The 14447-nt window shown below is 42.4% G+C and carries 12 protein-coding genes, 1 tRNA gene and 1 pseudogene; 4 read left to right on the top strand and 10 right to left on the bottom strand.

Annotated elements, in window-relative coordinates:
* Nucleotides 1-101 precede the first annotated feature (101 nt).
* The 5 genes and pseudogenes from RMY16_RS05545 to RMY16_RS05565 all read right to left on the bottom strand — a co-directional run.
* A complete protein-coding gene (locus RMY16_RS05545) occupies nt 102-1115 on the bottom strand; it encodes an alpha/beta hydrolase (protein WP_322735512.1) in 1014 nt (337 codons plus the stop codon).
* A gap of 236 nt (nt 1116-1351) precedes the next feature.
* Nucleotides 1352-1690, bottom strand: a complete 339-nt coding sequence (locus RMY16_RS05550; RefSeq protein WP_322660052.1) for a hypothetical protein — start codon at nt 1688-1690, stop codon at nt 1352-1354.
* Nucleotides 1691-1877: 187 nt separating this feature from the next.
* Nucleotides 1878-3584 (bottom strand): dihydroxy-acid dehydratase, encoded by a 1707-nt coding sequence (gene ilvD, locus RMY16_RS05555; protein ID WP_322735513.1) that lies wholly within the window; start codon nt 3582-3584, stop codon nt 1878-1880.
* Nucleotides 3585-3771: 187 nt separating this feature from the next.
* The gene (locus RMY16_RS05560) at nt 3772-4047 is read right to left on the bottom strand and encodes a hypothetical protein (RefSeq protein WP_322735514.1); all 276 of its coding nucleotides are present in this window, start codon (nt 4045-4047) and stop codon (nt 3772-3774) included.
* Between the two features lie 136 nt (nt 4048-4183).
* Nucleotides 4184-4502, bottom strand: a pseudogene (locus RMY16_RS05565) (IS1 family transposase); the annotation flags it as partial.
* Between the two features lie 66 nt (nt 4503-4568).
* On the opposite strand from RMY16_RS05565, the gene RMY16_RS05570 reads away from it, so the two are divergent.
* From RMY16_RS05570 to RMY16_RS05580, 3 genes are all read left to right on the top strand, one after another.
* The gene (locus RMY16_RS05570) at nt 4569-6014 is read left to right on the top strand and encodes a PQQ-dependent sugar dehydrogenase (protein WP_322735515.1); all 1446 of its coding nucleotides are present in this window, start codon (nt 4569-4571) and stop codon (nt 6012-6014) included.
* A gap of 345 nt (nt 6015-6359) precedes the next feature.
* Nucleotides 6360-6444, top strand: a tRNA-Ser gene (locus RMY16_RS05575).
* A 425-nt stretch (nt 6445-6869) separates the two neighbouring features.
* On the top strand, nt 6870-8051 hold the full coding sequence (locus RMY16_RS05580) for a CapA family protein (RefSeq protein WP_322735516.1): 1182 nt from the start codon (nt 6870-6872) through the stop codon (nt 8049-8051).
* Nucleotides 8052-8250: 199 nt separating this feature from the next.
* Here the strand turns inward: RMY16_RS05580 and RMY16_RS05585 are convergent, their stop codons facing one another.
* The 5 genes from RMY16_RS05585 to trxA all read right to left on the bottom strand — a co-directional run bounded on the left by RMY16_RS05585 (nt 8251) and on the right by trxA (nt 13918).
* Entirely contained in the window at nt 8251-9882 is a 1632-nt protein-coding gene (locus RMY16_RS05585; protein WP_322735517.1) for a serine/threonine protein kinase, read from the bottom strand.
* 541 nt (nt 9883-10423) lie between these two features.
* On the bottom strand, nt 10424-11089 hold the full coding sequence (locus RMY16_RS05590; protein WP_322735518.1) for a nitroreductase family protein: 666 nt from the start codon (nt 11087-11089) through the stop codon (nt 10424-10426).
* Between the two features lie 159 nt (nt 11090-11248).
* Complete coding sequence (locus tag RMY16_RS05595; RefSeq protein WP_322735519.1) at nt 11249-12361, bottom strand: alkene reductase; 1113 nt, start codon at nt 12359-12361, stop codon at nt 11249-11251.
* 216 nt (nt 12362-12577) lie between these two features.
* The gene (locus tag RMY16_RS05600) at nt 12578-13372 is read right to left on the bottom strand and encodes an SDR family NAD(P)-dependent oxidoreductase (RefSeq protein ID WP_322735520.1); all 795 of its coding nucleotides are present in this window, start codon (nt 13370-13372) and stop codon (nt 12578-12580) included.
* Nucleotides 13373-13594: 222 nt separating this feature from the next.
* Nucleotides 13595-13918 carry a thioredoxin gene (trxA, locus tag RMY16_RS05605; RefSeq protein ID WP_012412473.1) on the bottom strand — a complete coding sequence of 108 codons (324 nt, stop codon included), beginning with the start codon at nt 13916-13918 and terminating at the stop codon, nt 13595-13597.
* 80 nt (nt 13919-13998) lie between these two features.
* Between trxA and RMY16_RS05610 the strand changes: the two genes are divergently transcribed.
* Nucleotides 13999-14349, top strand: coding sequence for a helix-turn-helix transcriptional regulator (locus RMY16_RS05610; protein ID WP_322735521.1), 351 nt, complete (start codon nt 13999-14001; stop codon nt 14347-14349).
* Nucleotides 14350-14447: the final 98 nt, after the last annotated feature.

Raw genomic sequence — 14447 nt, forward strand, 5'->3', positions numbered from 1 at the left:
TACACCACTAATCGTTAACTAAACCTATTGAGAGTTAAAGTTTATTTTGAAATGGCAAATATTTTTTAACCTCTCCATTTTTTGCAAAATTGAAATACTCATTAGAAATCTGGATTAATACATTTAAGATGCTCACAGCCAAAACCTTGAGTCATCATTGCAGATAGCTGTGGAAAAACTTGTTCGTCAAAGTTGAGTTCTCGCATGATTTGGTCAGAAGCTTGTCCCTGCGCTATCCGCTTTGCCATTTCCTGAAACTCTACCCAAGTTAAATTACTCTCAACAAATGCTTTAGCAAGGATAATTACCAGTTCTTCATAATCATTGTCTTCCAATTTTGTCATCATTCGGTGTTCAATGTGAAGTGAATCATCGAAACAGTAATACCAGGATTTCGGTTGCTGTCTAAGTACTCTTCGGAAAAAATCCTGCTGTTTCGAGCGACTAACAGCACGATCTGCCTCACTACATACCATTAAAATTGGGGCAGAAACACTGCCTTGAGCCTTGTCTAAAACCTGATATCCCAATTCTAGAAATATCCGTAAGGCCTTGAAACGAAAACCTTTATAACCAAAATTCCCAGGTGCATCTTTGTTGAACCATTCAAAGTAAATTGGCAGAATTTTGATGAGTTGATCGAATAGTAAATAGCGGCTACCTAAAAAAGGCGTAAACAATAAAGTGCGGTCAATCTCTTCAGGATGCTCTAAAGCTAACCAAGCAGCTAAAGTTCCACCTGTTGATAATCCACCAATCACAACTTGTTGACCTAACGTTTTTGCAATCTGCAACCATTTGATGACAAATTGCTGATAAATCTCAATATCTGTTGGCAGCGGTGGAGGATTTTGAGACTTCCAGTCACCTGAGCGTCCATGACCAGGTTGTAAAGGAATCAGAACGTTATATCCCTTGTTAAAGAAGGCTTTACCAAGCGGCTCGAACTGGTAAGGGCCTGCTGTAAAACCATGCAAAAACAAAAAAACTTTTGACGTGAAGTCAGGATGAATCAAAAATTTAGAACGGCAGGCTTCATTTTTAAGACCTAGTGTGGACTCTAATTGGTGAACTTGCTCTAGAATTTCTACTGTATTTTGAATGCCAACTTTCATTTATGTAATTATTATATTTATATACATCTAGTAATCCTACTTGAACCCTGTTCAGGATACTGAAAAGTAAATCTTTGTCTAGCAAGCTTTTAAGCAGCTTAGTTATTCAAAAATTAAATAGGAGTCCTAGATATATGTTACTTTATGAATTAAGTAGTTACTCCGAGTCTAGCAGAGGACATATTGTTGAGTTGCCCTGTAAGAAGTGAAAAACCTTTTTAAAGTCGGATGTGTATTCACTCCAAACTAATTTTCCACAACCCGTCTAGCGGATTGGACAGTTGGAATTGACTATCATTGCTACCGAGCCAATTATTGTCATACACCAACCCCACACTGAATATTCTATTTAGAGGATATTGTCCTAGTTTTCCAAAACCTTCAATATTCTTTGAGTCAGCGATCGCTTGCTGGTTCAGCTGTATAGTTGTTTGGTTGCCGTCATCAAAGTAAATTGTGGCTCGTTTGTTGTGAAAGCGCACCTGAACTTTGTAGACCCCACCAGTTGCATAATAATAAGCTGTAGCAGGCAGCTTTTGACCGTCAATATTTTGTCCTTTAAGCTCAACTGCCATAGCAGGACTGCATAACAACAACAGGATTGGCAAGACTGACCCTAAAACTTTCATTGGTAGTAACAAACACTTTCACTCAACTATTTTCTACTTTAAAACATAAGTAAGTTTCACAGCCAATGCCAGAAAATTGTCTTTTCATACTCTTGTAGAGAGACGCGATATCTCGCGTCTCTAACCTTACTCCCTACTCATGAAATAAATCCAAGTCTGTGACAGCACCAACACTACTAGAGGAAACTAACTTGGCATATTTTGCTAAGATGCCTTTTGTATAACGGGGTGGACGGGGTTGCCATTTGGCGCGGCGACGGGCTAATTCTGCATCAGAAATGTTGATTTGTAACAAGCGAGAATTAGCATCGATAGTGATGCTATCACCTTCTTCGACCAGAGCGATCGCACCACCAACGGCGGCTTCAGGAGCAACGTGTCCGACTACCATCCCGTAAGTACCGCCTGAAAAGCGTCCATCAGTAATTAACCCGACTGCATCGCCTAAACCCGCACCAATAAGTGCTGAGGTGGGTGCTAGCATTTCCCGCATCCCAGGGCCACCTTTTGGCCCTTCGTAGCGGACGATAATTACATCACCGGCTTTAATCTTACCTGCAAGGATGGCATCTAAGCATTCTTCTTCAGAATCAAATACCCGTGCAGAACCGGTAATGCCAGGATTTTTTACCCCAGTAATTTTGGCGACTGCTCCCTCTGTAGCAAGATTCCCTTTCAAGATAGCTAAGTGACCTTGGGCATACATTGGGTTATTCCAAGGACGAATCACATCTTGATTCGTGGGTGGTTCATCGGGGACATCTGCTAAAATTTCGGCAATGGTTTTACCTGTGATGGTGATACAGTCAGCGTGAAGTAATCCATGTATCAATAGCATTTTCATCACTTGGGGAATACCACCAGCTTGATGTAAGTCTGTGGCGACATATCTACCACTGGGTTTTAAATCGCATAAAACCGGGACACGACCGCGAATAGTTTCAAAATCATCTAGATTAAGTTCTACACCAGCTGCACGAGCGATCGCTAGAAAATGTAACACGGCGTTAGTTGAACCACCCACAGCCATAATTACAGAAATAGCATTTTCTATAGATTTGCGCGTGATAATGTGCCGGGGTAACAGTTGATTGCGAATTGCTTCTACTAATACCTTGGCTGATTCTTCAGTGCTATCGGCTTTTTCGTCATCTTCCGCCGCCATTGTGGAAGAATAGGGTAAACTCATACCCATCGCTTCAAAGGCCGAGGACATAGTATTGGCTGTGAACATCCCACCGCAAGAACCAGCACCAGGACAAGCGTGGCGTTCTACTTCCATCAGTTCGGTGTCGTCAATTTTGCCAGCACTGTATTCACCCACAGCCTCAAAGGAACTCACAACAGTCAAGTCACGGCTGTTGTAGTGTCCGGGTTTAATTGTCCCACCGTAAACAAAGATAGCCGGAATATTCATTCGTGCCATTGCAATCATTGCCCCTGGCATATTTTTATCACAGCCACCGATGGCAATCACGCCATCCATACTTTGACCATTACAGGCGGTTTCAATGGAGTCAGCAATCACTTCTCGTGACACTAGGGAATATTTCATTCCCTCAGTTCCCATCGAAATCCCATCACTAATAGTAATTGTGCCGAACATTTGCGGCATTGCCCCGGCTAGTTTAATTCCAGCTTCAGCTCTGAGTGCTAGTTGATTAATTCCCATATTACAGGGAGTAATGGTGCTGTAGGCATTAGCCACACCGACAATTGCTTTCTTAAAGTCTTCATCCTGAAAACCTACTGCACGCAGCATAGCCCGATTTGGCGATCGCTGTACCCCTTGTGTGACAACTTTACTTCTGAAATTCTCTGACGTTGTTTTTTCACTCATGGCTCTGGCCTCAATCAAATCTCTGTACGAGTATGATATGTAGCCTTTTTTGAGATGTCCAATATATATTTGTTTATAATTGAGACTTATACAGTATCAAAAAGATGGGACTAAGAAATCAGTGCTACTTTATTGCTGTAGCCGAGGAATTAGCCATAAATCGAATGGCTCTCTGCGTTCATATTACTCACCCACAGAAATTATCAACCCTCAACTCGCGCCACACATCAGACGGTTGCCAGCCAGAGTTACCAACAGAGCGCAAAGGGCGATAGTGTTCCCAGATGTAGTCCGATTCGGATGCTTCGATGTACACAGGTAGATTTGGTTCAACCACCGATTCAGGAATATCTTGACTCTCAGGCATCTCAATCGGTTCTGTCGATGGTGGAGTTACTTCTGTTGTCTTGCGAATTGGGTTAGCAGTTTTTTTAATGAGTCGTTGCATATTCATAGTCATCATTTGGCTTTCCATAAGGTAGGATATCCCAGAATACATTAAGTTATTAGACGATCCGAAATATTTTGTTGGAAAGTTTGGCCTTGCATAAATGCGGCATAACTTAGCTAAATACAGGTATTTATCTATACTTCAAATATCAAAGTAACAATAGAATTGAACGTTTAAGCATATCTGCTGGTTTGGAATAGCATAATGTTTTTCGATAGCGAAGCGGTAGCGACGGTAGCGACGGTAGCGACGGTAGGCGTGCAAGATAATCACGTAAACGTGTATTTTCACCTTATACTCTGGTCATAGATGTTTTACTGACGATATGATCTTCTGGGTTAATAAAACTGGAGTAAACTGTCCATCCGCCAGTCACATAAAAATAGCATTGCCTAACTGCAAACAATGTCCCATAAAGGTTTAAATCTTTCAGCACTATGGTCTCCTAAAAGCCAAGCTAAAATTCCAAAAACTTTCCCCTCATCAAGAGGGATTTAGCAACAAAATTAACTGGCAATTTTATCAAGAAAAACATGAATAACATTAAATCTTCTAACCAAGTAAAACGCAAATTTTTCAATCATATTGCTGCCAAAACGCTATTATTTACAATAACACTATTATTTACAATAGTTTTATTAAATCATAGCACTACTGGAGTAACTGTTGTACCTCAAGCCCTGCATTCTGATATCAAGGTTCGCAATATTATTAATACATTATCAGTCTCTCCTTCTGTGCGTATTGTAAAAGATCCACGAAACAATACTCTCTATTACCTCAAACGAAATGGTGAGATTTATCAAGTGAATTTAGCCTCCTCTACTAGAACCCCTGTGTACAACTCTAGTAATCATAATTTAAGTGAAACTCAAGGTATGGCCATCGGTCCTAACGGCACAATTTATTTAGTTGGCAATGCAGACCTTGTGAATAACCAAACTCAAGCAATTATTGTTAAAGGTGTAATTAATTCGAGTACAAGACAGCGTATCTGGTCTATCTTAGCTAAGAGTGAAGCCTATCCCAAAAGCAAAACAGCTTATGACCATCGATTCAACGGCGTAGTTGTTAGCCTGGACGGTAACTTTATCTATGTGAATAGCGGTTCTCGTACCGATCATGGTGAGGTTCAGTCTGTTGATGGCCTATATCCCAATACCCGCGAAGTCGGATTAACCGCCTGTATACTCCGTCTTCCTAGTAATGGTAACAATCTCTTTCTGGCAAACAATCGAGCAACTTTAAAGACAGCTGGCTATATTTTTGCAGAAGGAATACGTAATACTTTCGATATGGCTTTTGCACCCAATGGGGATTTATTTGGCACAGAAAATGGACCAGATCGCGATATGTCAGAAGAATTAAATTGGCTACGTTTAGGTGGGAATTACGGTTTTCCTTGGCGTATTGGTGGAACAGATAATCCACAACAATTTCCCAATTATAATCCTGCCACTGACCGATTGTTAAGCCCTCAATTTAACGCTATCCAAAAGGGCTACTATCGCAACGATCCAACCTTTCCTATTCGGCCTACTGAAAATTTGATTGAACCAATTCCTAATCTTGGCCCGGACGCAGACAATTACCGCGATCCTGTAGATGGAAAAATAAAAGATGCTAGTGTTCTTGGGCAACCTTTTAGCACTTTTACAACACACCGTTCTCCTTTAGGCTTAGTTTTTGATACACAAGGAGTAATGAGTCCAGAATTCAAGAGAGATGGATTTATGTTGAGTTGGACAGCAGGCGATCCGACTGGCGAAACACTAATAGGCCCTTTTAAAGATGCCAGCCAAGACCTACTGCATTTAAAGTTAACTAAAGTAGGAAATACCAACTATAAACTTAATGCTACGCGCCTTGTCACAGGTTTTAGTAATCCCATTGATGCTGAGATTATTAGCAATAAGATTTATGTTCTGGAATATGGTGGAAATCAAGGGATTTGGGAAGTCTCTATGCCTACCAAATAAAGTAAATTGGGTATTTCTGCATTACTTAATCGAAATTAGGCACCCAAGCTATCCCGATTGAAACAAGCTCGTACTCCTGACGCTTGTTTGCACCCCTCGTCCTGGCATAAGAAACGTTTTTTCACAGCTTTATATAAATCTCTGCGTCTCATTGACTTGTCAGGTAATTTCACCAACCGTCACGATGAAAAATGTCGTGGGCTTTAATGGTATTGGCATTCTTAGAGAATTGCATTACGCAAAAAAAGCGATAATGCTATAGTAGTATAGGGAATTCAGCAAGATTTCCCTAAATTTACAGCATTTGAATGTAGAATATATACTCAAATGTCTGAATAAATAGTTGGAGAGGTGTCCGAGCGGTTCATGGTGACGCACTCGAAATGCGTTTTGGGGAAACCCAACGGGGGTTCGAATCCCCCCCTCTCCGTTCAAAAGATTACTGGAAATTTACTACAATGTGGCAGAAATTTGCCTAGTTTTAGCAAAGGTCTTGAGCAATTTGTCTGTTTAGGGATTTCCAGTTAAAAAAATATCTCATAGTAGGGGCGCAAGGCCTTGCGCCCCTACAAATTTAGAAAGAATTTGGGATAATTTATTTTTTGCAAGTCCTTTATTTACAAGTTATATCATGTCTGGCTAATTAGTTATAATTCCCAAATCTATGCAGAAAGCCCAAAAATCTTGCTCCTCTGTCCCTCTAAGGTTTTAATGAGCTGTCTTTAACCGGACATGATATTAGATAGGATTATCGTTCAATATTTACGTAGTCAAATATTTGGCAAAAACACTACAATATACACCGCTAACGCGGATTTTTGGGATAAACTAATGCCATCGTGTGAGGAGTGAACGATGGTAGATCGCAGATTGGGGCGAGTATTCTCATTTAGTCTGATCAGCATTTGTTTATATCTGGGTATTAGTATAGGAGTCATTATCCGGCTTGGTCAATCACAGCGATTAAACGCTGCTACTATGCCTACTGAGCCTGTGCAATTTCCATTAGCTATTCCTGAACTTACGCCATCAAAAACACAACAACAAACCTTTCCAGATACTATTACCATCAAAGCCGTTGGAGATATTATTCCCGGCACTAATTTCCCTAACTATCGATTACCCCGCTTTCGAGATCAATTATTACCAAAGTCAGTGAGAACTCACTTGCAAGGATCTGATATCTTGTTTGGTAATTTTGAAAGTAGTCTAACTAATTATCCCTATACTGCCAAAGATATTAGTCGAGGACAAGTCTTTGCCTTTCGCTCTCCACCTGCATACGCCCAGCTTTTTGCTGAGGCTGGTTTTAATGTATTCAATATGGCAAATAACCATGCTATGGACTTTGGCCCGGTAGGGTTCAAAGATACAATGAAAAATCTTCAGGCTGTGGGCATTGCAACATTAGGTCATAAAAATCAAATTCTTTATTTGGAAGCTAACAATATTCCTGTGGCAATGATCGGATTTTCTCCTTATGAAATGTATAATTCGATCCATAATTTAGGAGCAGCTAAAGCACTCGTGGCAAAAGCCAAAAATAAAGCCAATATTGTAGTAGTATCGATGCACGCTGGAGCGGAAGGAACGGGGGCACTACACGTTAAGAATCAAACAGAGTTTTTTTATGGAGAAAATCGAGGTAATGCGATCGCGTTTGCTCGAAACATGATTGATGCAGGAGCAGACTTAGTACTAGGACATGGCCCTCACGTTCCGAGAGCGATGGAAATTTATCAGGGAAAAATCATTGCCTATTCTTTAGGAAACTTTTTGGGATATCGGACTTTATCTACAAATGCCCAAACAGGTGACTCAATGATTTTAGAAGTCAAACTCAACTCAGCAGGAAATTTGGTGTCAAGTAAAATTATTCCCGTTCGGATGGATCGGCAGGGAATCCCTCATATTGATCGGAGTTTTCAAACTGTAAGACTTATGCGTTATTTGAATAATCAAGCTTTTCCCAAGAATCCGGTGAAGATTAATAAGAAGGGGGAAGTTGTTGTACAGAAGAAGCTTAATCCTTCCTAAAATAATTCGTAATTAGTTAATAGGAGTCAGCGCAATACTGCTCGCTTAAAGGGAAAAGGGTAAGGGGAAAAGGATTGGAAGGCTCGATATATAAGGTTTTTTCCCTTTAACCTTTTCCCTTTCCCCCAAAACCCGACAAGTATTGGGAGCCAGGGTAGTTGTGGACTTACCACACTGCTTTACTAGAATCCAAAATTGACTAGTTATTGCCATCTTGCGGTTTTTCCTCAAACTTCTGAATATTCTGGGGTTGGCTATTAGTCGGTGAATTTTGCTTTTCTAGTGTTGGTACTACCACAGCAGAAGGATCTGATTGTTTGGATTCTGTTGGTGGTGCTGGTGGTATAAATAGAGGTTTTGATGGAATTACGGGTTGAGGGGAAGCAGGATTTTGACTAGAAGTGGGTAAGTTATTTTGTGGGAATGGCAACGGTGCAGGAGCAGGGGAAGCTTTTCGAGATGAGCGGATTGCCCGTAGTTTCTCCACTAAGGAGGGTGTGGGAGAAACGCTAGGTGAAGGTGTGGATTGTTCGGAATCACCGCGTTGCGATTCTCTTGTAGGGTTGCTGGTAGATTCTTCTTGGGAAGAACGACGATTGCGGCGACGCTGCTTGGAATTAGAGACGGGTGCTTTTTCGCTTCTTGAAGTGGTGTTAGTCTCTTCACCTCTGGGTGAAGATGTACTATCAAAATTAGGTGCTTTCGCACCTGATTCTTGAGTTGGCTTTTCAACAAGTGGTTTGGCAGTCGGCTGCTGCTGAAATTTGGGTAATATACTGGCGATCCCAAAACCTGCTGTCGCAGCAACTAGGGCTACACCCATACCAATAAATACTTTAGATGACCCCAGGTTTTTAGCCAGTACAGTTTCCTTAGCGATGCCTGGGTTGGGCTGCGCCAGCACAGATGGTCTATGAATAGAATTTTGGGCACTTTTCCCAATTAAAGTTACTGCTTGCTGGGCAGATAAATTGACAGTTGGCACCGCGTAAGTGGGTAAAACTTGCGGTGTTCCATTCACCTGATTTCCAGGTAGCAATTGTAGCCATTCAGCGACTGTCGCTGGCCGAAAACGAGATTCTACCGCCATACCGCGCATTACTGCTTGGTTGACAGCAGCACTCAAATGTGGTTGCAGTTCGCGGGGGGAAGGCATTTGTTCGCGATCGCGCAATAATGCTGGCATGGGAACTTGGGCTGTCAACAGTGCATACAAGGTTGCCGCTAAACCATAAACATCCGTGGCGGGTGTGCGCGCCGCTTGCGTCATATACTGCTCAATGGGAGAATAACCCTCAGAAACCAAACCTGTGTGGGTCTGCCTGACACCGCCATTAAATTCCCTGGCAATGCCAAAATCAATTAGTATTACTTCCTGTGTTCCTTGACGAAGAATAATATTATCTGGTTTGACATCGCGGTGTAACAAACCGTTGTTGTGTACTACCTGCAACGCTGCCCCAATTTGCCGGATGTAATGAATTGCTGTGGCTTCTGGCAGAGTTATCCCTGGTAAAACAAATGCGTCTCCCAAGGTTTCGCCAGGAATGTATTCCATCACCATGTAAGGCAGTCCAGCTTCTACAAAAAAGTCACTAACTCGGACTATATTTGGGTGAATACACGTAGCTAATCGTCTGGCTTCATCTTGGAATTGGCGCTCGAATTTGGCAAAATCAGGATGTTGTCGCAGCCGTTCGTTGATGGTTTTCATCACCACCTCCTGACCCAAGTAGTGATGCGTAGCTTTAAAGGTAATGCCAAAGCCACCCCGCCCTATTTCTTGAATAAGGGTATATTTTCCATCCTGCAAAATTGTGCCTGCTAACATAAAGAGTCCTGAGTCCTGAGTGAGCAGATAAGTAGCGAGTCCTGAGTCTTGAGGGATTTCCCAAAAATTTTCCCATATTTTTATCGGGCAGGATTCTTGCCTGTCTATTTTATGGGATGATTTAGTTGTTGGAATTCCTGAAGTGAGAAAGACCTCCTCATGAGCACAACAGTTTTATCTTTCTCAGATGATAACGCGGGACTGCGGCTAGCCTAAACCGGAAGATCGGCTAAAGTGATTTTTGGGATTTGATAAAAGTCATTTTCAGAAAAGCTATTAAAACCCAAATTCATCAATTGAATATCTTCAAGCTAAAGCTTACCCACTTTAGGTTTGCGACAATTTGTCTTGGTATCGCCTGTAAGTTCTCTGTGCTGGTTCTAAGCTGAACGCTAGAGAGTTCAAGCTTCACATCCTCGATGACATTAATTTGGCACTACGGCAAATAAAAAGTCACTGTACAGCGGGGGAGCAGAGGAGAAGTTGCAGTAAGTTTTTCCCCTCTGCCTCTTCCAATGCGTCATTCCCAATTTAGGGAAAGCTACCCTGCATAAGGATTACCGATTCTGTCTACAGAAACGTTGGAGGAAAATGGCAAACGACCTGGATTTAAGCGTGGTTCGGCTGCATAGCCCACAGGAACTAAAACAGCGATCGCTAAATCTGGATTATCTCCTGCACCAATCACTTCTTTTACCTTGTCTTCAAGCCAACCATTCATAAAACAGGTAGATAAACCTAGACTTTCAGCTGCTAACACCAAATGGGTAGCAGCGATAATCGCATCTTTGATCGCATACTCCCGTTGCTTATCTCCCAGTGTCTCTTGAAATTGCGGAATAGCAGTTTTAAAATAATTAGCTGTGCTTTCATTCCATGCCCCAGTTGCAAGAGCCTGTTCAATTATCGGGTTCAAGTTTTTTTCAGATGCACTCGCATCAGCAGCAAAAACAAAAGTAACTGGTGCTTGGACAATTTGCTGTTGATTCCAAGCTGCTGCTGATAAGGCTGCCTTTTGCACCTCATCTTGCACGAGAATAATTTGCCAGTCCTGAATATTGAAACTGCTGGGCGCAGCCACGCTTAACTCTACCAGTTGCTTGAGTAGTTCTGGGGCGATGGGGTCTGTTTTAAAAGTTTTGATAGAACGACGTTGAGCGATCGCACTGGGTACATCTAAAGGTTGGGTTTGGATGATGGAACTCATGAAATTCTCCTAATAGTTGGATTATGACCAAATAATTCGTAAATTGTGATTAGAATATAAGCGAATTTATTTATCCATGAAACAAAAACAAAAATTATTTCTTGTTTCCGAACAAATAACTTGCCTACAATACCGCAAGGGACAATTACAAGTTACGAATTATGCATTAGCTACTGGCTCATTAGCAGGCGACCAAAATGGATAATCTGTATATCCTTCTTCACCGCCACCGTAAAAGCTTGCTTGATTTGGTTCATTTAGTGGTGCATTCAAAGCCAAGCGTCGGGGTAAATCGGGATTTGATATAAATAATGTGCCAAAGGCAACTAAATCTGCTGCTTTGTTTGCCAGTACAGCATTGCCTTTTTCACGAGTATAGCCACCATTGACGATGAGAGTACCTGTAAAGCGATCGCGTATATGACTAGTGGGTACTATTATCCCGCCATGTCTAATATCTGCTTCTGTTGCCTCATAAATATGCAGATATGCCAAATTAAACTGATTTAACGCTTGAGTCGCATAACCGAATGTCTCCAGGGGATTGGAGTCACGCATATCGTTAAAAGTCCCGCTAGGAGAAAAACGCACCCCAACTCGGTTAGAATCCCACACACTAGTTACCGCCTCTGTTACCTCCAATAGGAATCGGGCGCGATTTTCAATGTCACCTCCATATTTATCTGTGCGTTGATTCGTGCCATCCCGGAGAAACTGATCTATTAAATAACCATTAGCTGCGTGAATTTCCACGCCATCAAACCCAGCCGCTAAGGCATTTGCCGCTCCCTGACGGTACTGTTCAACTATCTGAGGTATTTCTGAAGTTTCTAAAGCACGGGGAGTAACAAAGGGTTTTGACCCCTCATAAGTTGCAGCATCACCTTTAGGAGTAATGGCAGAAGGTGCTACAGGTAAAACTCCATTCGGTTGTAAATCAGGGTGAGAAATCCTGCCTACGTGCCATAGTTGCAGAAAAATTCTGCCTCCGTGCTGATGTACGGCATCGGTTACTAACCTCCATCCTTCCACCTGTTCTGATGAATGAATTCCTGGTGTCGCGGGATAGCCTTGTCCTTCAGGAGTTACTTGTGTTGCTTCAGAAATAATCAGCCCGGCGGAAGCACGTTGGACGTAGTAAGTAGCATTCAGTTGGTGTGGCACGTTTCCCTCACCTGCCCGGTTTCGGGTTAAGGGTGCCATCACTATCCGGTTAGGTAGTTCTAGATTTCCTAACTGGTAAGGAGAGAATAAGTTGATATCAGTACTCATTGGTTGTGTCTCCAAATTATTTTAGTCATTTGTCATTTGTCATTTGTCATTTGCCTCGTTCCCAGTCGGAGACTGGGAATGCTCGTCGTTGAGGCTCCGCCTCCTGAACTCGCGGCAGAGACGCAATTGAAGTGCATTTCCAGCCTCAAACTGGAAACGAGATTTGAAAAGGGTTTGGTCTATTGCTGTGGCCTTACGACAGATGTGGTTCAAATACTAAACAATCGATCGAATAACGCCACCATCTACCCGTAAAGCTGCACCATTAGTTGCTGATGCTACGGGACTAGAAAGGTAAACTACGATCGCTGCTACTTCTTCATTAGTTGCAAAACGTTTAATTAAAGAACTTGGACGCACAGTTTGAAAAAATTCAGCCTCAACTTCAGCGTGAGTAATACCGCGTTCCTGTGCCAAGTTGGTGATAAAATCTTCAACTCCTTCGGAACGAGTTGGCCCTGGTAGGACGGAGTTTACCGTGACTCCAGTCCCGATAGTCATTTCTGCTAGACCTCTGGCAATCGCAAGTTGTGCCGTCTTTGTTGTGCCGTAGTGAATCATTTCCACTGGGATCTGAATAGCAGATTCGCTGGAAATAAAAATTATCCGCCCCCAGTTTTGCTCTAGCTGCTTTTGCAGATATTGCCGACTCAAACGGACTCCACTGAGGACGTTAATCTCAAATATGTTTAACCAATCTTTATCAGTAATATCAAAGAAGGTTTTTGGCTCATAAATACCCACATTGTTTATGAGTATATCAACGTGAGGAACCTCTTGAATGAGTTTCTCTACCCCTGATGCAGTGCCAGCGTCAGCAACAACACCAGAAACTTTCGCGTCGGGTGTAGAATGCTTAATTTTAGCGATCGCTTGAGCTACTCTTTCTTCAGACCGACCGTTGACAATCACTGATGCACCCTCTTGAGCTAGCCCAAGAGCGACCGCCATTCCAATACCTGCGGTTGAGCCACTCACCAGTGCGGATTTACCATGCAATTTCAAGTCCATTTCGCTCTTTCCCCGTTAATTGAAACAAAATGAGCAGGGGACTGGGGACTAGAAAGTAGGGGAGATGAGGGAGATGAGGGAGATGAGGGGGATAAACAAAACTCCTCACTCCTCACTCCTAACTCAGCACTCAGCACTCCTAACTCAGCACTCCTAACTCAGCACTACTCCTCACTCCTCACTCCTCACTCCTCACTCAGCACTCAGCACTCAGCACTCAAATTAAAGATGCTGTGCTAAGGTCTTATTCAAGGTAGTTTTTGGAACCGCCCCTACGACAGTATCAACCTGGCGACCTCCTTTAAAAACCATCAATGTCGGAATGCTGCGAATTCCATAGTGGCTAGCGACAGTAGGATTTTGATCTGTGTTCAACTTCACAAATTTCACCTGTCCTTCGTATTCAGCAGCAACTTCATCGACGACTGGGCCCACCATCCGGCAAGGGCCGCACCACGGTGCCCAAAAGTCCACTAATACCGGAATTTCACTTTCCAAGACTTCTTGCTTGAATGTGGCTTCTGTGACGTTTGTAATGGATGACATAAATTGCCTTCCTACTTAATTCTATAATTCGATAATATCGAATAATAAAAATATATGCCACCTGATGAGATAATGCAACTATGAGATTCCTTTATCATCCAGATAGAAAAAATATTTCTTTACCGGGCGTGTTGTATGCATTGGGCGATCCCGTGCGGCTAGAGATTGTGCGGCTGTTGGCGACTGAAGGGGAACAATGCTGTGCGAGGTTTGATTTTGCGATCGCTAAGTCTACGATGTCCAACCACTTTAAAATTTTGCGAGAGTCAGGGATAGTCTTTACACGCAAAGAAGGGACACATCACATTAACATCCTGCGGCGTGAAGAGTTAGAGGTGCTATTTCCAGGGTTGTTGGATGTGGTATTGAAAGCCGCTCAACCATTGCCTGTTGAACCCGCCAGTGCCAAACAAACAGCTTCAAAGATTTAGGGGTATTGGGCATGACCTGTTTAAGAATCTGCTCGTTTTTCAATTTGTGTTTCTAAATCAGCAAAGATAATATCATGTTGTTCTTGAAAAGTCCTTGG

It is taken from the genome of Nostoc sp. DedQUE12b (assembly GCF_034530835.1).
Lineage (GTDB): Bacteria > Cyanobacteriota > Cyanobacteriia > Cyanobacteriales > Nostocaceae > Nostoc.

Coding starts and splice junctions, on each gene's coding strand:
- trxA (WP_012412473.1), bottom strand. CDS start 13,918: ATGTCATCCATTACAAACGTCACAGAAGCCACATTCAAGCAAGAAGTC.
- RMY16_RS05590 (WP_322735518.1), bottom strand. CDS start 11,089: ATGAGTTCCATCATCCAAACCCAACCTTTAGATGTACCCAGTGCGATC.
- RMY16_RS05560 (WP_322735514.1), bottom strand. CDS start 4,047: ATGATGACTATGAATATGCAACGACTCATTAAAAAAACTGCTAACCCA.
- RMY16_RS05595 (WP_322735519.1), bottom strand. CDS start 12,361: ATGAGTACTGATATCAACTTATTCTCTCCTTACCAGTTAGGAAATCTA.
- RMY16_RS05585 (WP_322735517.1), bottom strand. CDS start 9,882: ATGTTAGCAGGCACAATTTTGCAGGATGGAAAATATACCCTTATTCAA.
- RMY16_RS05570 (WP_322735515.1), top strand. CDS start 4,569: ATGAATAACATTAAATCTTCTAACCAAGTAAAACGCAAATTTTTCAAT.
- RMY16_RS05550 (WP_322660052.1), bottom strand. CDS start 1,690: ATGGCAGTTGAGCTTAAAGGACAAAATATTGACGGTCAAAAGCTGCCT.
- RMY16_RS05610 (WP_322735521.1), top strand. CDS start 13,999: ATGAGATTCCTTTATCATCCAGATAGAAAAAATATTTCTTTACCGGGC.
- RMY16_RS05580 (WP_322735516.1), top strand. CDS start 6,870: ATGGTAGATCGCAGATTGGGGCGAGTATTCTCATTTAGTCTGATCAGC.
- RMY16_RS05600 (WP_322735520.1), bottom strand. CDS start 13,372: ATGGACTTGAAATTGCATGGTAAATCCGCACTGGTGAGTGGCTCAACC.
- RMY16_RS05545 (WP_322735512.1), bottom strand. CDS start 1,115: ATGAAAGTTGGCATTCAAAATACAGTAGAAATTCTAGAGCAAGTTCAC.
- ilvD (WP_322735513.1), bottom strand. CDS start 3,584: ATGAGTGAAAAAACAACGTCAGAGAATTTCAGAAGTAAAGTTGTCACA.